23 protein-coding genes and 1 pseudogene are annotated in these 22069 nt (G+C 58.1%); 7 read left to right on the top strand and 17 right to left on the bottom strand.

All coding sequences use genetic code 11. From position 1 onward, the window contains the following. Positions 1 to 68: 68 nt before the first annotated feature. The 3 genes from D3227_RS26915 to D3227_RS26905 form a co-directional block, all read right to left on the bottom strand. Positions 69 to 461 (bottom strand): hypothetical protein, encoded by a 393-nt coding sequence (locus D3227_RS26915; protein ID WP_120017294.1) that lies wholly within the window; start codon positions 459 to 461, stop codon positions 69 to 71. Between the two features lie 3 nt (positions 462 to 464). Next, positions 465 to 809: a hypothetical protein gene (locus tag D3227_RS42945; protein WP_245451894.1), complete on the bottom strand. Its 345-nt coding sequence runs from the start codon at positions 807 to 809 to the stop codon at positions 465 to 467. 88 nt (positions 810 to 897) lie between these two features. Continuing rightward, positions 898 to 1611, bottom strand: a complete 714-nt coding sequence (locus tag D3227_RS26905) for a ParA family protein (RefSeq protein WP_120017293.1) — start codon at positions 1609 to 1611, stop codon at positions 898 to 900. Positions 1612 to 2325: 714 nt separating this feature from the next. Here D3227_RS26905 and D3227_RS26900 point away from each other — a divergent pair. The 7 genes and pseudogenes from D3227_RS26900 to D3227_RS26870 all read left to right on the top strand — a co-directional run. After that, a complete protein-coding gene (locus tag D3227_RS26900; protein ID WP_120017292.1) occupies positions 2326 to 2727 on the top strand; it encodes a plasmid mobilization protein in 402 nt (133 codons plus the stop codon). Positions 2728 to 2730: 3 nt separating this feature from the next. Beyond that, a complete protein-coding gene (locus D3227_RS26895) occupies positions 2731 to 5169 on the top strand; it encodes a relaxase/mobilization nuclease domain-containing protein (RefSeq protein WP_120017291.1) in 2439 nt (812 codons plus the stop codon). A gap of 6 nt (positions 5170 to 5175) precedes the next feature. Then, a complete protein-coding gene (locus tag D3227_RS26890) occupies positions 5176 to 5382 on the top strand; it encodes a hypothetical protein (RefSeq protein WP_120017290.1) in 207 nt (68 codons plus the stop codon). A 573-nt stretch (positions 5383 to 5955) separates the two neighbouring features. Beyond that, positions 5956 to 6423: a Ros/MucR family transcriptional regulator gene (locus D3227_RS26885; RefSeq protein ID WP_120017289.1), complete on the top strand. Its 468-nt coding sequence runs from the start codon at positions 5956 to 5958 to the stop codon at positions 6421 to 6423. Positions 6424 to 6457: 34 nt separating this feature from the next. Next, positions 6458 to 6748: a hypothetical protein gene (locus D3227_RS26880; RefSeq protein WP_120017288.1), complete on the top strand. Its 291-nt coding sequence runs from the start codon at positions 6458 to 6460 to the stop codon at positions 6746 to 6748. 596 nt (positions 6749 to 7344) lie between these two features. After that, the gene (locus tag D3227_RS26875) at positions 7345 to 7662 is read left to right on the top strand and encodes a hypothetical protein (protein ID WP_147377695.1); all 318 of its coding nucleotides are present in this window, start codon (positions 7345 to 7347) and stop codon (positions 7660 to 7662) included. Positions 7663 to 7671: 9 nt separating this feature from the next. Continuing rightward, a pseudogene (locus D3227_RS26870) lies at positions 7672 to 7785 on the top strand (SOS response-associated peptidase); the annotation flags it as partial. Positions 7786 to 7946: 161 nt separating this feature from the next. Here the strand turns inward: D3227_RS26870 and D3227_RS26865 are convergent. The 14 genes from D3227_RS26865 to D3227_RS26805 all read right to left on the bottom strand — a co-directional run bounded on the left by D3227_RS26865 (position 7947) and on the right by D3227_RS26805 (position 22063). After that, positions 7947 to 8690 carry an ATP-dependent DNA ligase gene (locus tag D3227_RS26865; protein WP_425374553.1) on the bottom strand — a complete coding sequence of 248 codons (744 nt, stop codon included), beginning with the start codon at positions 8688 to 8690 and terminating at the stop codon, positions 7947 to 7949. Next, positions 8647 to 8841, bottom strand: coding sequence for a DNA ligase-like domain-containing protein (locus tag D3227_RS44385; protein ID WP_425374552.1), 195 nt, complete (start codon positions 8839 to 8841; stop codon positions 8647 to 8649). Before D3227_RS44385 ends, D3227_RS26865 begins: the two co-directional genes overlap by 44 nt. A gap of 377 nt (positions 8842 to 9218) precedes the next feature. Then, positions 9219 to 11249, bottom strand: coding sequence for an ATP-binding protein (locus D3227_RS26860; protein ID WP_120017286.1), 2031 nt, complete (start codon positions 11247 to 11249; stop codon positions 9219 to 9221). A gap of 418 nt (positions 11250 to 11667) precedes the next feature. Continuing rightward, positions 11668 to 12210: a hypothetical protein gene (locus tag D3227_RS26855; RefSeq protein WP_147377694.1), complete on the bottom strand. Its 543-nt coding sequence runs from the start codon at positions 12208 to 12210 to the stop codon at positions 11668 to 11670. Positions 12211 to 12226: 16 nt separating this feature from the next. Beyond that, complete coding sequence (locus D3227_RS26850; protein ID WP_120017284.1) at positions 12227 to 12928, bottom strand: hypothetical protein; 702 nt, start codon at positions 12926 to 12928, stop codon at positions 12227 to 12229. Positions 12929 to 13162: 234 nt separating this feature from the next. Continuing rightward, positions 13163 to 15304: a type IV secretory system conjugative DNA transfer family protein gene (locus tag D3227_RS26845; protein WP_120017283.1), complete on the bottom strand. Its 2142-nt coding sequence runs from the start codon at positions 15302 to 15304 to the stop codon at positions 13163 to 13165. After that, on the bottom strand, positions 15301 to 16317 hold the full coding sequence (gene virB11 / locus D3227_RS26840) for a P-type DNA transfer ATPase VirB11 (RefSeq protein WP_120017282.1): 1017 nt from the start codon (positions 16315 to 16317) through the stop codon (positions 15301 to 15303). Before virB11 ends, D3227_RS26845 begins: the two co-directional genes overlap by 4 nt. Further along, the gene (virB10, locus tag D3227_RS26835) at positions 16298 to 17524 is read right to left on the bottom strand and encodes a type IV secretion system protein VirB10 (protein ID WP_120017281.1); all 1227 of its coding nucleotides are present in this window, start codon (positions 17522 to 17524) and stop codon (positions 16298 to 16300) included. Before virB10 ends, virB11 begins: the two co-directional genes overlap by 20 nt. After that, positions 17524 to 18333: a P-type conjugative transfer protein VirB9 gene (gene virB9, locus D3227_RS26830; protein ID WP_120017280.1), complete on the bottom strand. Its 810-nt coding sequence runs from the start codon at positions 18331 to 18333 to the stop codon at positions 17524 to 17526. Before virB9 ends, virB10 begins: the two co-directional genes overlap by 1 nt. Continuing rightward, the gene (locus D3227_RS26825; RefSeq protein WP_120017279.1) at positions 18330 to 19022 is read right to left on the bottom strand and encodes a VirB8 family type IV secretion system protein; all 693 of its coding nucleotides are present in this window, start codon (positions 19020 to 19022) and stop codon (positions 18330 to 18332) included. The genes virB9 and D3227_RS26825 overlap by 4 nt, the downstream gene beginning before the upstream one ends. A 38-nt stretch (positions 19023 to 19060) precedes the next feature. Next, positions 19061 to 20092 (bottom strand): TrbL/VirB6 family protein, encoded by a 1032-nt coding sequence (locus D3227_RS26820; protein ID WP_120017278.1) that lies wholly within the window; start codon positions 20090 to 20092, stop codon positions 19061 to 19063. A 15-nt stretch (positions 20093 to 20107) separates the two neighbouring features. Next, positions 20108 to 20332 (bottom strand): hypothetical protein, encoded by a 225-nt coding sequence (locus D3227_RS42940; protein ID WP_425374551.1) that lies wholly within the window; start codon positions 20330 to 20332, stop codon positions 20108 to 20110. Beyond that, entirely contained in the window at positions 20322 to 21026 is a 705-nt protein-coding gene (locus D3227_RS26810) for a type IV secretion system protein (RefSeq protein WP_120017277.1), read from the bottom strand. Before D3227_RS26810 ends, D3227_RS42940 begins: the two co-directional genes overlap by 11 nt. Before the next feature lie 11 nt (positions 21027 to 21037). Further along, positions 21038 to 22063: a lytic transglycosylase domain-containing protein gene (locus tag D3227_RS26805; protein ID WP_245451895.1), complete on the bottom strand. Its 1026-nt coding sequence runs from the start codon at positions 22061 to 22063 to the stop codon at positions 21038 to 21040. Positions 22064 to 22069 lie beyond the last annotated feature (6 nt).

The following is a 22069-nucleotide window of genomic DNA, read 5'->3' as shown; positions in this document are numbered from 1 at the left end:
CAGCGGAAGCCTGCATTCATAATACCTTTGAGCTGGCGCAGGGATAGGCACTGCCCACCGAGAGAAAATCAGCTGGCCCTGGCTGCAACCATTCGCCAAGCACCCGGCTTTCCCTCGAACACAGCTTCGACACGTTTTTCCCCATCGACCCACCCCAGATGCGCCAGGAGTTCGCACGCGATAGAATCTTTGCCAATACTAATACATCGCTTCACGGCAACCGTCGATCCAGTCCCATGCATTGAGATATCCCAATTGGATAAGCGAAACAGCTCGCCTTTGGCGGTTTCGTCGGTTGGCCGGATGGCCACATCGAGAGCGGATTCCATAAGCCCGTTCAATGGGGAGGCGGCTTTTGAGCTTTCACCAAAGTCGAAGCCGTGGCGACCGACCAACGGTGCGGCGTAGATGCCAATGAGGATACCGATCGTTATCCCGAGCAGGAAGCTTCGGCCGCTCAAGGATCAATAGCCGTTGTCTCGGAGGAACTGGTCGATGGCTGCCTTTATGATCACCGTCATCTTGATGTCGTTATCGAAGGCGGCCTTTTGCAGTCGCATCTTGGTGTCGTAGTCCAGTGGGCAGTTGACGTAGTGCTTGGCTTCCCGCCCGTGTGCTCGTTTCAAGTCACGCAGGCGATATCGTCCCTCCTCCTGAGCCAGGGCACGCTCGATCGCCTTGCTCTTGCGCTCGTCACCGCTCGGGTTCGGCAGACCGCGCCGCGGACGCTCTCTTGTAGCATCCGCTTCTGAGACCGGCGGCGCTGTAGGTTCCCGCGCAGCCGTTGGCGCCTCTGCCTCTTCCGACACAGAGGCTGGCTTCATTGTGGCTTTGGATGTGGCTGGCTTCTGCCGTCGCGGTGCGATCGGAAAGTCAGCGACGGACAGTTTGCCTGGTTTAGACATTTCCCACCTTTTCCTGGTTTGCCGCGAGATGGCGATCGAGCTCGTCCACAAACGCCGCGATCTCCGCGCGACCCTTCATGACCGGGTCGGTCAGCTCGAGCATCTGCAAGGTGCCGAGGCCGTTGCGGATTTCGCGGTAGCAATTTCTTTCGGTGAGCTCGGTTTCCATCAGCGTCGATTCATAGCCGTTGTCGCGAAGATTGGCGATGAACGGACGGATCAGCCTGTAAGCCTCGAGAACGCGGCCCGGAAGGGCGATGCGCGTCACCACGTTGAGGTGCGGAATCGTGCGCCCCTCCCTGTCGCCAATATCCGCCGTGATGGTGGCGGCTTCGCCGGCCGCCTTGATTTCATCCTGGTTCGGCTGAATTGGCGTCAGCACCAGGTCGGAGTTGCGGATGATCGTATCGCGAATGACGCTGTCGATGCCCGGTGAGTCCATCAGAATTACGTCATAGACGCCGTTCTGTTCGGCCAGCACGGTTTCGATGCTTCGCTGGGTTGCCGCGCTGTGCAGCTCGATGTTGGCCGGAAGATTGTCCTTGGCCTCACATCGCTTCCACCATTCGGCGAGGTTCTGGCGCGGATCGGCGTCGATCAGAAGAACCTTCTTTCCTTGAATAGCGTACTCGCCGGCAACGAGGATAATGGCCGTCGTCTTCCCGGCACCGCCTTTTCCGCTGATCGCGCAAATTCTTCGAGGCATGTCTGAACCCTCTTTTGCCGTCCCCAAAGCCGAACGCGGTCAGGCCCTCGCCACGCTCATGCCTCCTCTTGGGCAAACAGCATTTCCAAACGACGTGAATGCTTGGGTACGCATGGCGTTTTTACACGATGCGATCACGCCTCACCATCCGAAGGTGTGATACTTCAATCACATCTTACTTTCACACCGTAACGTCATGGCATGTGAATATCTCGTGTGAACAGGTCGTGTGAAAACGGGAGTGGTGCGCACGCTGGCGTTGAGCAAACCCTGGAGCCCTTGCCAGTCGACGCAACTTTCCTTCGTTTGGCCAAAGGGGCCGTCAGCGCCGCCACCAGCCTTCCTGCTCCTTTTGTGGTGAACCCCGGAGCCGCGCGAAGGCCGTCTGTGACGCTCGCACGCAGCCGGCCAGGGCGAAGAGCGGAGCGTCCCTTGCGGGCGAGTACGAGGGGCACACAAAGGCCGACAAAGCGGTCCTGGAGGTGAACCCTGGAGAGCGTTTTAGCGTTTGAAAGGGCAGGGACGGAGGCCCTGTCCAGAGTTTCGATGTGGACGAGCAAAGTGTGGACTGCTCGAAAAATTGGTTTTACTGAGTGTGAATTTCACATCTATTGATGATGGCAGGATACGGAAAAATGTGCGACATTTTTCCCGACGATCGAGGAACAAGCCCTCGATGCCTGCCGCAAGCGCCAGAGAGAGGGGCCCAGGCCAATGGACGACACGAAATTCGAGGTCCGGCTCGAGCCGGACCGGAGGGGTCGAATGGTGCATGCCCGCGTCGGCGCGGACGAATATGCGGCGATCGAGAAGGCCGCTGAGGCGGCCGACATGACGGTTTCCGGGTTTTTCCGGTCGCTAATCCTCGAAGGCGCCGGCGTGCGACCAATCCTGACTAAGGATGATCGGCTCGTCATGGCGCTGTTGCTGGAGGACATGCGCGCGATCGGCGTCAACCTGAACCAGGTGGCGCGATCAATAAACAGCGGCAAGACCGTTCACCCAAGCGAGCTCGACATCAATCTTGGCAACGTGCAGCGCATCCAGGCGGCCATGATGACCGAGTTACGATCGCTATCAAAACGTGCCGGTCACAAGCGGCGAGGGGAGGCGTAGGCCTTGGAAATCTTCTTCGGCGCCTTCACGAGCGAATGGCAGCAGCGCCGTGCGGCGTTGCTGCATGAGCTATCGCTTGGGCCAAAACGCCGTTCGTCGGCCGAAGACGAAATGAAGCGTCGATTGAAAGCGATGGCCGAGCTAGGCGGCGGTGGTGCTGGTAGCGGTGGTGGCAGCCAGCCGAAAATGCGGCGGCCGGCCGCCAAGCCGATCTTCGCGGCCGAGACGCGGGCAGCAGCGGTGTCCCGTCCAATAGAAGCGCGGCTAGCAGCGGTGGCCCAGGGCAGCCAGCCCGCGGTTGTCAAAATGGCATCCTACGGCGCCGGCGCGAGGGTGGGGGCGATGCTGAATTATGTGTCGCGCGGCGGCGAGCTCGCCGTCGAGAACGAGAACGGCGAGCGCATCAGCAGCCTGGAGGATCTAGCGCGGCTGCGGGGAGACTGGAACCATCTGTTCCAGAACCGCGCAGAGAGCCGCGATATCGGTAGCTTTACCGTAGAGATTGCGACTGCGGCGGTTTCGTCAGACGAGGCGATGCATGAGCTGGTCAGGAATAGTTTGACGAGCGCATTCGCCGATCGCCGCTATGCTTACGCGGTCACGCGCCAGGCCGACGGCGCGGTGATGGTTCAAGGTGCTGTCGTGCTCAGAAGCGGTCAGGGGGAGCGGCTGACTGGCGACGATAAGGCCGCCAGCATCATTCAGGCGCGATATGACGCCAGTGCGGCGGCGCAGGATGTGGCTGCGCGGTTCTCGTTCCAGGGCTACGGCAACGGTGTCGAGTATGGCGCCAGCAAATTGCGGAGCCTAGTCGAACGTCATGACGGCGACGTTCGCGATGACCGCGGCCAAATCGTTGGTGACGATAAACGTGCTGGTGATCTGGTGCAAAAGGAATGGCGCGGTGATCTGCACAGCCGCAAAGGCCGGGACGTGATGCACCTGATCATGTCGGCCCGGGCCGGTACGAATGTCGAGGCGTTTGAAAACGCTGCACGCGACTTCCTTGCCGAGCAGTTCGCCGGCCATCGCTACGTGTTTGCCATGCATGATCCGGCCAATGATCCGAAGGAAGAAGGAGATGGAGGCAAGCGGCCACATGTCCATGCGCACGCGATCATCACCATGCGATCGGAATCGGGTGATCGGATCGAGACGACCCCTCAGGTGTTTCGGGAGTGGCGGGCCACAATGGCGCAGATGGCTCGGGCGCATGGAATAGCGATGGAGATGACCGATCGTCGCGAGTTCGCCAGTCCGCCCGCCTTTACCCGCAATCAGGTGAGGCCGGTGAGCAGGGAAGGGCGGACCGAGCACGTCGGGACCAGCGAGGCGGCGCAGGGACGGTACGACGCCAAGCGGGGCGGCCGGAGAAGTCTGGCGAAGGCCGAAAGAAGCTTTGAGTATGCCATAAAGGCAACGCAGAGTTGGCAGAAAATTGCGCTCGCCAGCGGTGATCGGCGTGTTGTCGCTTATGCGGAACAGCAGCGGGATCACTTGACAGCAAGCCTTTCGGCAGGTCAGGCAGAAGCGAGCGTAAATGTCGTCCATGCAGATTTCGGGTCAAAATTCCGCGCCAATCTGGTAACCTTACAGAAAGTCGTTTTGGAGGGCCAGGAAATGCGCGAGACAACACGAGCAGAGTTTGAAGCATATGAAAAGAAAGTCGAGACGGCCTTGTTCCGGCTGGAGCGGAGCGTCGGTCCGGACGAGCGAGGCGACTTTGATGAAGTCGCGTCTGTCGCCCGCGAGCATGTGAACGGCCGGCGCGAGCTCATGGAGCTTTACGCGATGAAGGGCCAGGCACAGGCGGAGCAGGGAACTGCGACCGAGCGAGACGAGCGTCGCGACGATGCGAATGAACAGTGGGATGCGGCAGTCGCCAAACACGGTAAGGCGGTTGTCGAGGCGGTAAATGACGTTCTTGTGGACATCGAAACCAGTCGCGAGGGTTTGGATAGAATTGAGGCCGGTGAGCTTTCCAACGATCCAAGGGTATTCCGAGCTGATATTGAGCGCGGACTGGCTCGCGCGGCAGAGCTTGCCGTCCAGGGCAACACTTATATGCGCGAGGTAGCCGAGAAGGATCCGGAGCTCAAGCGCGCCATCGAGGCGGCAGAGCAGACGCAAGAGCGGCCGGCAGAAGAGCAGGGCAAAACCCCTGCAAATGTCGATGCCGTGACCGAACAGCAGCGAGATCCTCGCCCCGAGGAGGCTGAGCGCCGGCCGGACGAACCGGCCGAGCAGGCTCACGAACTGGCGTCGACCGTAGATGCTACAAATCGGCTGCAGGATAAGTTAAACAGGGACAAGGAGGCCGCACAACGCGGCGGTGAAACGACGCGGACCGATCCGGCGCAACAGCATATTCCTCGCCTCGAGGAGTTGGAGCGCGAGGAACTAGAAAGAAGGGAACGCGACCGCGACGACCGGGACCGTTAATGGACCATGTTTAATCGACAGGATTACGTTTACCAGAGCAGCGACCCGAAGGGTGACGAGGGGTTTGGCAAGGTATTTGCTATCGTCATCTGTTTCGTTTTCTTCCTAGGTGCACTGCAGGTTGCTTATGAAACAGTGTCTGGCTGGTACCAAAACTTCGTGCAGTGGGGCAGCGAAATGCTGGCTTTTTTGGCCGGCTTTTGGCCGTTCTGATAGCTGGCGCCCAAGTTTTACGCGAGGATAAGAAAATGGCAGACGAACCGAACCGGAATCCGACTGCTGACGAAATCGCCGGTATGCAGTGGTGGAATTCGCTTACCGAGGCTGAGCGCGCGAACTGGCTGGCCCGGGCGGATTCGGCAGTGCCCGCCGAGGCTTGGGTAGCATATAAACGTCAAGGACCGCTCGATCTACATCCACTAATATAGACCGTGTGGTAGCCATCCACGTCGCCACGTCCCGTCGATCAATTTGTGACGGCAATCGAGAGCGACAACCCGCCGAGCTTTACAGCCAAAAGGAAAGTCGGCGGCCCATCTTTCAATGAGCATTGCCTGAACCCGCCGACCTGCGGATTGCCAGTGGCCCCGCGATTCGCAGCTTTGCCGGAACGAAGGCGTGCCGTCTAGCAATGTAGGCGTGTACAGTTCCAGGTGCGGAAGTTTTCAAGACTCTGCCTTAAACCACCGCCGGCCGATGATCCCGAGTATTCCGTTCTGTGGCCCTGCTTCTTGCGCGATCCGACTTTCCGCCATACGAAAGCGGAATAGCAATAGGAGTTGATGAATGACCGAAGAGAACAATCGCCAGAGCGCGGAATTGATGGAATTGACCGCGGATATTGTCGCGGCGTTTGTCCAAAATAACGCAGTACCCGTAGCAGGCCTGCCCGATCTTATTTCTTTGGTGAATTCCGCTCTCGTTAGCCTAGTCAAGCCAGCTGTAGTTGAGCAGCCAACACAGGCCCCGGCGGTCAATCCGAAAAAATCCGTGTTTCCCGACCATATCATTTCCTTGGAAGATGGGCGCAAGTTCAAGTCGATGAAACGGCACTTGGGCTTGCTTGGCATGACGCCTGACGAGTATCGAGCCAAGTGGGGGTTGGCGCGGGACTATCCTATGGTGGCACCAAGCTACGCTGCACAACGGTCAGAGCTGGCGAAGTCTATCGGACTTGGTCGCAAGGCGAGCGCAAAAATGCACACCAAGAAGGCGCCAGCCAAGAAGGCACCAGCCAAGCGGGTGAAGGCCTAAGAGGACCCTGCCTCAGACAAGCGGGCTCGATGCGATGACGCGTCAATCTATTGCCGTAGAGCTTGAAAGCGCGGCCGATCGCATCGGGGACATGTCACGTGCGGATCTGCAGATTATATTGCGTCGAGCTGCATTGATGCTCAGAAACGTGACAGGCGTGCCGCTGGAACCGGCAACCGAGGATGCGCTCAACTCGATTGCTGCCGAAATGAAAGTCGGCAGATCATACCTAATTCAAGTCATCTTGCGCGAGTGGCTCGAAACCAACGCCTATCTGCCGGTGCGCGAAATAGACGAGGACAGCGAAACGGACGGGAGCGCTTAGCTTTCGTCTCTCCAGATAACCCGCCGTTCCCATCTGATTTCGACCAAGCGTCGGAAACGGACCGTCACTAATTCCTGACCGACAGAATGGAACAGTTCTGCGCTCATTGATTCCTTGCGACCGCATTTTTCGCAGCGGACCTTTGCCCGCACCTGCTCAATGGTGACATTGCCAATGACTTCCCGAAGCTCCAGCGGCTTATAGAAGCGCTTAATGTCTTAATGTTGCAGTGGCCGCAGCAAATACGGGCCACCTGCCCCGCGTTGTGAGCATGCATCAACGTCCATGGGGCACCTTGCGGCCATTTTTCTGGTTGTTCAGGCATGCCTGTCAATGAGGAACATATTCCTCCGTCGTCAAGGTCTCGCTTGACATTTTTGTTCCCATTTTGTTCGCTGTTGGCCGGGAAGCAACAGGAGGCACAGATGGACCTGCTTTTGCGCATCAAAGATGCTTCACCTGAGGAGATTTGGCGTGGCCAATCACGATGCCATCGACGCGCTTGAGAAGACGACCGATGAGCCGACACCACGCTGACACCGATGCGCAGCCGAGGTCCCTCGCCTGCCAGGATCGATCGGGAATGGCCTTATCAGGTGGCTCTGCCCGATGACCTGTGCACAGGACACAGCTTCGCGTTGATCCGCACGTTTTGCCAAACCCGCGGACTGAGCCCACTGGTGAGACAGGTGCAGGCGATATGGCCGGACCAGAAGTATGAAAACTGGCGCCTCTACTGCTTCGCCGACCAGGCGTCCGCACAAGCGTTCCTTGACCACTTCGCCGGCGTGATGTTCGATCCAAGGCGCGACCGGGAAAACGGCAAGGCACGTGGTGTCTGGCGCCGGTCGGGCGAGTACAAGAGAATTCTCGATCTCGGGCCGCTGAGCGTCCCCGAGATCCTGCGCACCTGAGGCAACGGCATGTGCAATCTCTACAACATTACCACCAGCCAGGAGGCCATTCGCCAGTGGACTCGCGCCTTGCGGGACATCATCGGCAATCTTGAACCGTCGATCGATATCTATCCCAACCAATTTGCCGCTAATCCTCTTTGTGGAAACCCTGCATCGAGGCCTGCCGCAGGTCTTCCTCGCCGCGCAGGAGTGGATGCGGCCGATCAGCCCCGGCTTGACCCATTCGTTGGGTGCTGGCCCGGCATGTTCCTGGACGCACAGCAACAACGCGCTCAAACCGCTTAATTCTCCTCCCAGAAATCCTGCAGTGATGCGTGGCGCAACTTGTCTTCGCCCCGTAGGTGCTTGACGTGGCCCTTCAGGCCCAGCTTGACCCACGTTGTCGCCTGCCGCTTCACCCCCTTAGGTGCCGGCCCGGCGTGCTCCTGAACGCGCTTCCACAGCCGTTCCCGCATCTCACGGTTCAGCGTGATGAAAGCGGAGCCGACATATTTGCGGGTGCCTGGCTCTCCCATGAGCGCGAAGGCGGGCTTGCCCCTCTCCCGCTCGACGCCGAGCAATTCGAGGTCGCTCACGGTATAGCTTTTGGTCTTCAGCCATGCCGTCGTGTTGCCGCTGCGATATTTGCTGCCAAGGCGCTTCGACACTATGCCCTCAAGCCCCGCCTGGTCGACCAGATAGAAGATCGCATTGGCGTCGCCGCCCGGCATCGTCTCGCTGAACTGGATGCGGCTGTCGGGCTGGATCAGACCGAGCAGGATCTCGCGCCGCTCCTCGACGCCGAGGTCGCGCAAATCGTGGCCGTTGAGGTGCAGCAGATCGAAGGCGACGAAGTAGAGGTCATGCTGTCGTCGCGTGATTGCTCGCCGAAGCGCGGCGAAATCCGGAAGGCCGGCATCGTTGGTGACGATCGTTTCACCATCGACGATCGCCGTCTCGACATCGAGCGCCTTCGCGGCTTCGACCAGGTCGCGATATTTTTCAGACCAGTCGAGGCCCCGCCTGCCTGGTGTAGATGCGAACATCCGGGCCGTTGATGACGATCTGCGAGCGGTAGCCGTCGAGCTTAACCTCGTGAATCCAGTCATCCCCCTCGGGAGGCTTCGCAACCAGGGTCGGCAACATCGGTGGAATGAACACCAGCCGGCCAGTGCCGGCACTCACTTGTTTAGGCACGGCATCGAGTCTAGGCCCGCACGATCTGGCGGCTAGGGGAACGGAACATGATCATTTTATTAAATTAGCAAGCAATGATATATTTGAGGGCCTATATTCACCTCAGCCGGCAAAACTACCCCCCGTACGCCGGTTAGGCTCGGCGCCAGTCCCCCCTCGATGCGACGCCGGGCCGCTGTTCTGATGGCGTCTCGGAAGCCGCTGGTCAGGCTCAGCGGAAACGCGCTAAATGGCCACCAGCAGAATATTAGCAACCTCTTGACGACCGTCGGGCCTGCTCCAGAATCTCTGCATGGCGTGGGAAAATTCGGACATCAACATCGGCGATGATCTGACCTCGCGTCAGAATCCATGTCTCCGTGTCAAGTGCAACGATTTTATTGTGGCGACACGGCGAACTCTGGTGTCGACGCAACTGGCGCTTGGGGTGGCGGTTCCGTCGGCCTCTCTGTCTCCACCTTTAATATAGACGATTTCAATTGCGCAATCCGTACCTCGATTTCCTCGGCCGAAACCTCAATTCGAAGCTTCTCCTGCACGAACTGGAGGCGGCTCTCGGAATCTCTGATCAATTCTGCCCATGACTTCACCCAAACCCTGTGATTTGGCTTGTCGAGGTAGAGGCCAACAGGTCGCTCCTTCTGCGTTATCCGCTCCTTGACGACGGCGTCGTACTCGCCGCTGACTAGGTAGAAATTCCAGAAAGTGGACGTGCTGATAAAATCGGGCTGCGCCAGGATGGCGTTTACGTAGTCTTCAAGCTGATCCAACTCCTTGCGACCAACGATCAGGGACGGTCTCTTGAGCTCGACCAGCAAGAATTCACGGTGAAGGCGATCGGGGTGGGGTACGACACGTCCCATAAAAGAATCGACGCGGCCGATTTTTCCGTCGGGTTTTCGCATCTTTGCGCCTTTTGCTCGCTTCAGCGCGAGTTCTTCCGAAATGCGATTCATAATTTTGGTCAGGCCAGCTTCCTGCAGCGTGAAGTGAAAGCCTTCGCCGAAAATCCAAGTGTTGTCTCGCACCAGCACATCGAGCTCGCCGCGTTCCTTCATCGACTGTCGATGCTTTGGCTCGAACACCATTTCACCCAGCACTTTCAGCGCGACTACCCGATCCGCAATCAGGCTCGATGCCGAAATGATGTGTCCAAGTTCCGTTTTATCGAGAAGGTTCGAAAATTCGTCCTGACGAGTTTTCGGCAAATTGAATACCGCTTTCAGGATGCGCGACACCGACTCGGGATTGTGGCTAATGGCTTCGCGAAGCAGCCCAAGCGTGATCTTCTTGAGTGGGTTGTCCGCCTTTTTGAAGTCGCGGGAATACGACGAAACTGCATGGGTGGCGATGTCAAAAACCTGGCGCTCACGGCGCTCGACTTCGTCTTTCGGTTCGCCCTCGTATGGATAAACGCCTGCGTCCATCAACTCTTGGATCAATTCGCCGGATTTTTCCGCTTGGCGCGTTCTGAAATAGTCGCCCACCTCGTCCCGGATGTATTCCAGCACTCGCGCGAAATCTGGATCTGTCAGTCCGTCAACCTCCAGAAGATTGGCGTTGGCGATTTCCTGGAAGAAAGGGGAGTAGGCATATACCGAGAAGTCGAAGCCAGGTGCCGTAACGTTTGCTGCCTGTGCGCCGAGAACCACTCCGCTTTCGCCCCCAAAGTATATTTTCCTGCTGCCGACTTTCCCCTTCCATTCAATGACCCTGAGGGACATGTCTCGAACAACCCGGCCGGGGCAGATGATCGGCCGTGTCTCAAACTCGTGTGCTTTTTCGATGGTCGCATTTGGGTCTACGCGGTGCCCATCATAGAAGATCGCGACGCCAGGATACTGCAAGGCATAAGGCGCAAATATTGCGCCGAAGTCCGATCTGGCCTCTTCGCTAGTCAGCCAATCGAACGTGTCCTTCAGCGAGCTAAGCTCGACAACAGTGCCTGTTGTTGATCCGTCAGGCGCGGGCACAGGCTCCGACACTGTGCTCGTTTGCAGTCGATCTGCGTCGATGTCGATTGTTAATTCAAATAGGTCTCCATCGTCGCTGTATGACGATGTCCAATGAGCCTTTTGAGCAAGGGAGTAAAACCTAAGCCGACCTTGGCCTTCCTTTCCGTGGATGACACGAGAATGGACAGGAGTGCGGCTCGCCTGAAGTTTCCAAGATTCGCCCAAGCTTTCGAAATCGTGGTCAGCCCGTGTCTTGTTGATCCCGGTGCCGTTGTCGCGAATCAGGATCGAACTGAGACCGCCAAGCGGATTTCGGGCGAACTCGACGGACACCTCGGTTGCGTCCGCATCCAACGCGTTCCATACGAATTCTGCCAAGGCTTTCACGTAGTCGCGGGTGCTTGCCACCTTGGCCAGGTGGTCGTGCTTTGCCTTGATAGTCAGGACGGTCATTATTGTTCCCCCCGAGAATCAGGAGGCTAAATTACACGTCAGAAGTCAACCGCAGCACGGATATTGGCACGGGTCAGCGAGTTCGTCGTCATCACCGGGCTGGTTGCGGTCACTGAAGGAGAGCCGGGCAAAGGTCACGGGAGGAAGCTGAACTCTCTGGTCGAGGCCGAGGCTAGGCGGCGGGGTGTTAAAACCAGCGTGTCAACGGCGCTCCGGAGGCGCTCGGATATTATGAGAAGATGGGTTGGCGACGCGAGAATTGGGACAAAAATGAGCTGGTCGGCCTGGCGAAGAACTGCATCGAAATGTTCAAAGAGCTCTGATCAGGGCGCGACTTTCTGAATCGGCGGAACGAGAAGAATCGACCCAATTCGGACACTTAGGATACCCGACGAAGTGCGGAAGTTCATGCCAGCATCTATCTTTGTGAAGCCTCGATATCTTCGATACGCTCAAGCGCTTCGTCCTTGTATCGCGTATAATTGGCCGTCAGGTCGACGTGCTCGACCACGTAGACGGAGTCCTTTGCCTGATATGTCAGTAGATCGAATCCTTCAGTTGAGATCGTCCGCCGGCTGACAAAGACGCGCAGCTTACCGTACTGCGCGTCCAGTGGATGGCCAGTGGCTAGATTTCGAATGCGCCGACAGTTCTTCCAGGCAGAGTCACGATCGATTCGCGGCAACTTTTCAAGGTAGACTTCGTATATAGTTTTGATTGCGTCTTGTTGAAGAATAATTGCCTGCAAAGTCCCATATAATCGAAGGTACTTCTCACCTTCCTCAGAGCCAAGGCCATGGTTTTCAAAACGAAGAAGTGCTATAGACGCGTCTCCAAGTGTGTCCATCGCAACGCAGAGACTGATCCACTTGTCAGGATTCGCCTTGAAATGGTGTTCGTAATTCCCAGGGCGATTGGTAAGTGCTCGGATCCGCCGTTCTGCTTCGACCAATCGGTTCAACGCGAAATTCCTCTTGTCATTCGGTGCTCTTTGGGCTCGGAGAGAGGTGGTGCCCGCCACCGAGCTTCGTGGACCACTCATCAGCCAACTTCTCGAGTTGCTCTCTGCCGTGCGGAGTGTTGGATTTTAGATAGAGGTCGAAGACACGATCCCATTCCGCTCCGTCAGGAAACGCCCCTACGGACTGAACCAGATACATGCCCATGAAGGACGTCTTGGCGATAGATTGTGCCCAGTAGTTTTCATTCCTCAGCCCAACGGCGAGAAGGCGAAGTGGTGCCATGTGCGTGACCGCAAAGAGCAAATACAGGAGTAGTTCACCGAGAAAGCCGAAGAAGCTGCCACCAATCACAAACATGATCGATGTGACAATGAGCACATAGCCGAGAAGCTCATAGATCCATGATGAAGCAACGCTCGCGAGGGGCGAAGCAGTGTAAGGGGCGGAAAAGACAGAACCCAACGCAATTTCCAGCGTCTGCGGGAACAGCGCGTATCCCGCGAAAAGCAACGCGCCAACGGCGGCAAGACGAAGGATCACGCCAATCGCGAAGAAGATGACGTGCGTTATCAGAGCGACGCCGTTGACCATATGCAGGCTAAGCGAGCTAGTCTTGGCGATTCCTTCTGCCCAGATACGAAGCAGAATGGGTTCTACCAGCACCCAATAGGGATTGCTTTCACCGGCAATTGTGTACCGGAACCCTTGTCTGGCCATGACGATGCCTCCCCTCGTCAGAGGCTAAACATTACCCTCGCGTACCAAAAAGGAGAAGCCCACCACGGCTGGGGTTTGAAACGGTCGAGTACGGCCCCCTTGAGAGACGGTCGTACTGCGGAGGTCCGGTGTCCACCCTTCTGCGACGTTCTCTCCGCCGCTGGCATTGTACTGTTCTTCTGAGCGCTACACTTCGCTCGTGAATTCGCATAAAGACCCGCAATTCGCGGCTCTTTATGCTTGGGCGACGGCGGCTTCCAGGCCGAGTTCGACGGGATCGGGAACCGTCGTCGCGAAAATATCAAGATAGTTTCGCCGTTTCGTGGGCGATGCCTGGCCGAGCTTTTCAACTTTCTGAGAAACCGTTTCCTTGAGGCGTTCGGCGCTAGGTTTCAGGCTTTCTTCGGCAACCTTAATCCGCGCGTCGATAGCCGCTACGTCCGGTGTCGCCTCCGCTTCGTTTCCAGATCCGCCACTCGACGCCGCTTTGGTGCGTTTCGGTTTTGGCAGGCTGGCTTGGCGATTCACGGTGCGAGCTGTGAACTCCTTTGTTGCCGGCACCGCTTTCGCGGTCGCAGCAATAGTTGGCATCGCCTCAGCACCGTTAACTGGTGATGACATTCTCTTTTCGGAATCAGTCATCCCGGTAGTCGGGGCCCCGACATCTTCGGCGGGCTGGCCTGCCCGGGTGTAATCGTCGGTCAAAGCCGGAACCGGCTGTACCGGGAGATATTCGATCGGCGGCACATCCGGGATGTGCGTCTGCGAAAACGCCTCTGCGGCCTTGAATGGCTGGGTCTCGAAAAATCGCAGCTTGTCGCCGAAGATCGGGCGCTGGCCTTCAACAAGCAGTACCATCTTTCTCTCCGGCATCTGCCGGATTTCCTGCGGCATCATCAGGTCACGCTCGCGAATCTGTTCGACCTTCGTGCGCCTTGGCAGGCCGAAGAGCTCGATCGTGCGGGATTCCGACTGATAGCGGATGGTCCGCTTGCCGAGCGCACGGGATGCATAGTCGGCGGTCGCCTGATCATTCGCGCCTAGAATGAGCTGATAACCACAATTGCCGAGCAGCGAATGCCGGGAGGTTTCGCCGTAAATCTCGTCGAGATTCTTCAAGTCCTGGATGATGATGGCGAGCTTGATATTATAGCCTGCCACATAGGGCAGCTTGGTCATGATCTCGTCCATCTTCTTCAACTGCCGAAATTCGTCGAGCAGGAAGTAGACCGGCAGTGAGTTCGGATCGTGCTCGAGGGTAAGAATGTCCATTGTCTGTTGCACGAACAACGTCAGGAGCGGCTTGAGCAGCGTGATATCCGTGATGTTGGGCGCGAGGTAGACGGAGATCGGCCGACGCTTCATCGCACGGAGATCCATGTCGGTGACGTTCGTCGCGGCGACGACACGCTCGTTCTTGAATGGCCGCATAGCCTTCTGAATATCGAGCAAGGCCGAAGCGGCGGCGCGCTCGGAAAGCGCCAGATACGCGTTGAAGCTTTCCAATGTGAATTTGGACAGGTACGGCTCTTTTGCCTTGATGAATTTCATCAACGCCTGCAGGTCGACGCCGCTGTTAAAGAACGAGTTGACCTCCCCGAGATTGCGCCGGCCGTCATAAAACGGGCTTTCCAGCATATAGCTGATAGCGCCTGCCATGACCTGTTGAGCGGTCGCCTGCCACACCGAGTTTTCGGATTCGGTGTTTTCGGGAACGAGAATGCTCGCCGTGTTCTGGATATCGGTCGTGCGATTTCCGCGTTCCTGGCGAATGAAGTCGAGAGGGTTGTAGCGGTTGGTCCTCTCCGCGCCTGGCGCGAAAAGGAAGACCTGGCTGCCGTTGCGCCGGCGATAGCCGGCCGTCGCCTTGAAAACCTCTCCCTTGAGGTCGGTAATGATCATCGACCCTTCATGCGTGAGAGCATTGGGAATGACATAGCCGGCGCCTTTGCCCGATCTTGTTGGCCCGATGATCAGATGATGACGATCATCCTTGGTGCGGAGGATTTTGCGGCCGATGCGGCCAAAGATATGGCCGGACTTGCGGAACCACTTACCGCGGCGGAGGGCAGCGATGTCTTGAAAGGCCGCGTCACCGAGCGGGCTGCCTTGCGGCCGAAGGCCGAGCAATGCAGCCAGGCCGCCGGCAAGGAGGGCAGGGACGAGCGCCCCGATCGCGACCATCTGCAATGTGGTGTTGCTCTTGTAGAGCCAGAATTGTTGCAATGGGGCGAATGGATTGGTGGTGATCGTCGCTTCGAGAATGCGGCCGTCACGGAAAAAAATCTGGAGGCCAAGGCCATAGCCGAGAATCCAGACTGCAAAGACGATTCCGGTGCAGAAGAGCAGGTAAAAGGCCTTATAGCCCTGGCTCATGATTCATCCCGGGCAAAGAAGATTTCCGTCACGCCGCGCTTGCCGCCGTCGCGGCGGAGCTGGATGACGATCGGGATGACCGTCTGAATGTAGGACATCAGATCGGCCTTGGAATAACCTGACGACATGCCAGCCTGTTGCATCATCATTGCCAGTTGCTCGTAGGCACCCATCGGCGTGTCGGCATGGACAGTAGACATGCTGCCGGGGTGGCCGGTGTTGATCGCGCGGAGGAACGAGAAAGCTTCGGCGCCGCGGATTTCGCCGACAAACAGGCGGTCGGGGCGCATGCGAAGCGATGCTTCGAGCAGGCTTTGAATCGTCACGTCAGCAGTGCCCTGATCGCCCTTTGAGGCGAGGAGGTGCACCTTGTTGGCCTGGGGCGGTAACAGTTCGCGTGTGTCTTCAAGCGTCAGAATGCGCTCATTGGCATCGATGCTTTTCAAGCACGCGTTGAGAAACGTCGTTTTGCCGGAGGAAGTGCCGCCGCTGATCAGGATCGATACCCGTTTCGTGATGGCCTTATGGATGAAGTCATAGATACGGCCGGCGCGCAGATGGGCAATCAAGTCGCGATCGATGTCACTTAGGCTGCCGACGGCGACCGATACTCTGTCTAGCGAGCCGCTGTCGCGATACTCCTCGAGCGTGAAGTTGTTGACCACCTGCTTGCGGATCGAGATCGAGCCGCCTTCGGGAGCGGCCGGCGGCAGCACGACCTGAATGCGTTCGCCTGTCGGCAGCGCGGCGCTGAGAATGGGCTTGGAGTGGCTGATAAACTGACTTGTCGCGCCGGCGACGCGCTCACCGATGTTCTGGATTTCGGCGGCCGTCAGCTCATGAATCTCGTGGTGCTCCATATGGTCGGAGCCGAGACGTTCGACATAGACATGGCCGGGCTTGTTGATGGAAATTTCGACGACGCGCGGGTCTTCCAGGAATGGTTTCAGCGGAGCCAGCGCGCGATCGAGAAAATGATAAGGGTTGGGGGCTCTACCTACGGCGACGTTCACGTTGAATTTCCTTCATCGCTTCGGTGACGGGATCGTCGTACATGGCGCTGAAATCGAGATCCTGTCGGACATAAACAAAGATGCGCTCGCCCTGGCTAACGGTGATGGTCGGGGGGATGCGGAGATTTTCGCTCAAAGCCTGGTTGGCCATGTCGCTGAAGGTTTCAGCGATCGTGTTGCGCGCCAGCTCCTCGCCGCGTTTGGCATCGTCGTTGTTCTTGCCATACGCTTGGTCGCTCCCGAAGCCGGTCAGGTAGCTGGCGCCGGCGCCGACGATGGAAAGGACGATGGCCGACCCAAAACGTTCGCGCCATTTGTTGTCGACATGGCCGGTGAGACCGGAACGGCCGAGACTGTCGCTTCCGATCGAGTTCAGCCGGACACTCACGCCATCATCACGAATAAGCCGCGTCCAGATGACGAAGATACGTTTTTGTCCCCTGGTCACATCGGACTGATACTCACCGATCAGTCGCGTTCCCGTCGGGATGAGGATGCGGCGGCCATCGAACGAATAAACATCCTGAGACGTGATCGCCCGAATCTGCCCCGGTAAGTCGCTGTTGATTGCCGTTTCGAGGATGCCGGGAATGAGAGTGCCTTCCGGGATCAAGGCATCAATGCGCTTGATTTGGGTGGCTTTCGCGCCACGGTTGGCCAGGCTCGATGCCGCAGCGAGGAACTTGCTGTTGCGGTCTTCGCCAGCGACCGTAAGGCCGTTACCATTGGCGCCACCAAGCCCGCCGGCACCATCTTCAGCCTTGGCCTGGTCGAGCGAGATCAGCCCTGATTTGTAGCGTTGCGGAAATTCTTCCGGTGGCGGTTCGTTCGCGGGGGGCGGCGCGACGGCCGGCTCTGCAACCGGGGGAGGTGGCGGTGGAACGTTGAATCCCGTCGTATCGACGTTCGGTTCAACCGGTTCGGGCGGTGGCGGAATATTGATGATCGCTGGGTCAGGTTGCGGCTCCGGCTTATCCTGCTCGCGCACGAACGACGGGGGACGGAACGTCGTGGTCCGAAACTCCTCGTCGCCCTGGGTGATGTCATGAGAGGTTTCCTTGGCGGGCGAGAGGACGAAATAGGCGGCGACAACGCCACCGATTAGCAGCGCAGCACCGCCGAGCAGCTGATTGCGTTTGACATTCTTGTTGGCGATGGCCGTATCGTCGCCGGCAAGCATGGCCTCTAGTTCTGGAGATTGCTTCATCAGTTGCCGCTCCTCCAGCGCTTCTTAGCCTGGCGGTCGGGAGCCGGGCCGAGGATGTCGGGGTCTGGGGTTCCGAAGTCGGGCTTTCGAAGGTTGAAAATGCACGTCCACTGATCGCCGTCGCGCAGCGTGTATTGAGTGGCGACGCCATCGACGACGAGATAGTCGCCCTCCTTGCGGAAATTGCGCAGCGTCTCGGAAAAATCCGATTGAACGGCAAAGATCGCCGGCACGCGGCCGTTGAATTTGAAGAAGGTCTTCTTGCCGTCATCGAAGACCATCGACGGTTTCATGGCCGCGTCGCCCGAGAACGAGTAGTCAATGTTGACGTTGGCCTTGTCGATGTTCGAAACGTTGGGGTTTGCCGCCCTATATTCCGCCTCCTTGCGCAAGGCGGCGTTCAGATCCTTCTCCGGATAGACAAAGCGCACGCCGAAGACCTTGTGGCCTGCCTCTGGCGCATAGTCGTGCAGCTCGATGAAATAGATTCGTTTCGTCGTCACCACGTTCATATTGGTGGTGACGTTCTTGGCGACCGGTTTGACGAACAGGATGTTGCCCTTCTCGGAAGGCGCAACCTGCCAGCTTTCCGTGTCGCCGAGCGAGATCGTTTCGAATTTCTCGTCTTCGTCGAAAATGATCATGGTCGAAATGCCATAGGTAGCATTGACCGTGACCACGTTGTTCGGCTGATAGACGACACTGGTAACGCGCCCGTCGAGGTTGCCCGGACGAGGCGTTTGCGCGCCATGGGCGTGAGTCTGGATGACGACGGAAAGCGCCGCCGAAAACAGCAGGCGTTTCATCATCCCTCGTCCCCCGGCGTGACCGTTTCCTGGTCGCGGCGGTAGTTGTAGACCTGGAATCCGAGGGGGTTTTCAAACCGCCATTCATTCGTTTCCGGCGTCTCCGTATACCGGTAGCGCACAACCGAAATGTAGTGCCGGACGATCGACTCCGTGTCGGACTTTTCCGTTGTCGAGAACCTGACCAGCGCCGTGCTGGCATTCGAGAACGTCACGGACTTGACGTCGACCAGCACGCGCTTGTTTTTGCCGTAGACTTTGGTCGGATTGTTCGGGTTGGCTGCGCTGTACTGCTCTGCCAACTCGCGTGCCGCATCCCCGGTCGACAGCAGAGCGGCGATGCCGAAGGTTTCTTCGATGGCGAACGGATCATACCCCTCGCGGTGGCGGATATAGCGCACCACATTGGCTTGCGTGATGGCTTGCGTCTCTGTCAGGGTCAACGGCTTGGTCAGGCCTGTCTTGACCTCGATATAGCCGGTGTTCTTGTCGACCTCGACGATATACGGCTCGAAGCTTTTCAGCGGGACCAAGAGAACGAGTGCTGCGAGCGCCAGCAGCGTGATCGCGCCGAAAAGCAGCGCCACGAACCATGCAAGCGACCGGGAGCGCTTCGCCTTCTTGACGATCTCGTTTTCCCATCGATCGCCGTCCTGAAAATAGCTCCTCAGCGCACCTTCGTTGTCTGCCATATTGATCCAGCCCTTACTTTGCCTGCCGGCGAGCAGCCTCAGCGAGGCATGCTGTTGTTGGAGATTCTGTTCTGCATGGCAGCGCGCTCATTGGCCGCGCGAATGTTGGCAACCATGCCGGATTGGATACGATCGCGTGCACGCATACCGGCATCTCCGACCACGCCTGCCGTGCCGCGCGCAACGTCGAGTGCCTTCGTTGGTGCCGTCATGCCGGAGTATTGCGCAACAGCCCTCGCGACGTTGCCGATGCCCGCTGAGACGCCGCCGACGATGCTTTGCGCCAACACCTGGATATGGAAAAGAACGAACGCGCCTGCGCAGCACAGCAGCAGGAAAGCCGACACGTCGCTGAGCTGCAGCCGGCGTTGGTTCGCCGCATTCGTAACCTTGGTTAGTTCGGGGTCCATGGCGGCGATGAGGAAGGCGGCAACCACATAGATGAACAGCGGTATCAGCGCGTAGAGAAGGACCTGTTGGAACCACGACACGCCAAGGCGTCGCGTCTGCTCGAACAGCATGCAGGCTATGAAGATCGGGGCCGTTCCGACGAGCACCCACATCATCACCTTCGCCAGCAACAGGATCGCCAGCGCGACGGCGATAAACACTGCCACGCAAAGCATGATGAGAAAGCCGATCATCGACGGCAGAATGGCGAAATAGCCCGACTGTTCCGCAAACGCCGCCGCTGCTTCATTGGCGGTCTTCCAGATCATCGACAGGCCATTTGTCGGTTCGGTGATGCCGGTTCCCGTGGCAGTCAGGATCGCGCGCCCGACATCCTCGGGCGTGTTGTTCAGCCAACTGTAAAACAGCGTGTCGAAACTGCTCCATTCTCTGACGATCAGCAGAATGATCACCATCCGGGCGACACGGCCGATGACTTCGGCAACGCTGACCCTGGACGTTCCCATGAAGAGCTGCAGGCCGTAATAAGCGACATAGGCGAGGAACAGGACATTGAGCAGCGGCGTGACTTCGCTGCCGACAATCCCATATGCCCTTTCCGAGAAGGTTCTGCCTGTGTCTTCAATTCGGTCGAGGAGGTTGCCTAAGAAATCTTCCATTGCCGCCGATCGCCCTTACTGAGTTGCCATCGCCTTTATCGCCGCCATGGCTGTGGCCGGGTCACCGTTGACGTACGACATCGGCCCGCATTCCTGGCGAGGATCGGCAGCGTAGGACGTCAGATTTGCGGGTCGCTTGCAGGGGGCCGTTTTCTCTTTGACCGTACCGCAGCCGGCAACGCCGGCCGCGATCACGACCACGAACAAGGCCCTGACTATGTGAGCAGGCTTAGTTGCCACCGTAGGTCAATGCCTTCTTCGAGTTGGAAATGTCGGTGAGCCGGCGCTGGTTATCGGCCTGCAGGGAGCCGACAGCACCGTTCATCACGCCGATCAGCTCGTTGATGGTGAGGCCGGCCTGGACTTGCAATTGGGTGTTCTGATCGATCGACCCCTTGATGTCCTGAGCCTGGCCGATGCTCTGTCCAGCTTGCTCAAGGGCGCTCCGGCGCGTTGTCACGGCCTGCTGCGATCCCGTCACAAGGGCCGAGACGCCAAGGACCGTGTTCATCAGCTCTTCATAGGACTTGTCGCTGGAAAAGCCGCTGTTTGACTTGCCAGAAAGGCTTTTCACAAGCTGCAGGCCATTGATGAAGGTGGTCGCGATCTTGCTGATGTCGCCACCCATTCCGCCGAAGTTTGGCACACCGCCTGACATGATGCTGTCGAAGGACGGCATGGAGGACACGCTGAAACCGCTGCCCACAGCCAGATTCTGCATCTGGTTGGCGTCACCGCCGCGATCGCCGGTGACGGCCTTCAACGTGTCTTCGACAGTCGACAGGATGTCCTTGTTCGTGTTCAGGATCTTGTCGGTGGTCATGGCCGTTTCCTTGGCCACCTTGAGATTGGCACCGTCGATGACCGGCACGCCTGATGCCCATGCCGCGGAAGCAAAGAGAACCGAGCACGCAGTGAGGATAGAGCGCTTCATAGAAGGTCTCCTTATTGAAGCTTGAGTTGCAGGTTGAGGGTGGATTCACGCTCGCGCTTCTGGACACAGGCCTTGTCCGCCGGGCTCCATTCGAGCCCTTCGCGCGGGTCGCACAGACCAATGGATTCGCGCGGCATTTCGCCTTTGTTTTTGTATCCAGATGACTGAGATGTGCCTGACGTTTCAGTCAGCTGCATCGCGTTTCTTGAATTGAACAGGTCCGCCATTGTCGTCCCGAGCAGGATGACCTGGTTCATCATTTCGAGATTGGCGTTTCCCGCACCGGAATTGTGGTCCCAACTGTCCTGAATAGTTCCAGTGGTCAGGCCGCCGAGTTGCTGCAGCCATGAGGCGACGTTGGCGCCGCTCTCCTGCGTGGCTTGCGACGTCGCCATGGCGTTGATCGTCGAATCCCGCACGCCAGTGTACGATGTGCTGCCGCCGCCATAATTGATCGGGATGTTCGCCCCATTCGCCCCACCGAGTGCCGGCAGCCACTGTTGCGTGATCTTTTTGACGTAACCCTGTGTTTCCTTGAACGGCGGGATGCCGCCGTATTTCTGGACGTTGCCGTGACCAGAATTGTAGGCGGCAAGTGCCAGATTCACGTTGCCGCCGAACCGCTTGAGCTGCTGTTTCAGATAGCGGGCGCCGCCACGCAAATTGGACTCGATATTGTAGCGATTGACCCCGAGATCGCTTGCGGTCCCCGGCATCAGCTGTGTGAGGCCATATGCGCCGGCGCCGGATTGGGCGCATGGATTGAAACGGCTTTCCTGGTAGACGAGAGCCATAAACAGGTTCTCGTCAACGCCTTCTTCCCCCGCGACCCTTTTGACCAGGCCGACGATTTCGGGGTTGGCTTGCGCGGCCGCGACCGGATCGTCCTTGCGACCTTCCCTGTAGACGGAGCAGGTCACGCCTTTGTTGATCGAAAACCGGTCCTTGTCGGTCTCTTCGATTTCGCCGGTCTTGTCCTTCCGATCCGTCCTTGTACCGAGGTTCGCTCCGTCGATGACGGGAACACCGGACGCCATCGCCGG

The sequence above is a fragment of the Mesorhizobium waimense genome (genome assembly GCF_003601975.1).
GTDB classification, from domain to species: Bacteria; Pseudomonadota; Alphaproteobacteria; order Rhizobiales; family Rhizobiaceae; genus Mesorhizobium; species Mesorhizobium waimense.
This window is presented reverse-complemented; position numbering and strand designations above follow the sequence as displayed.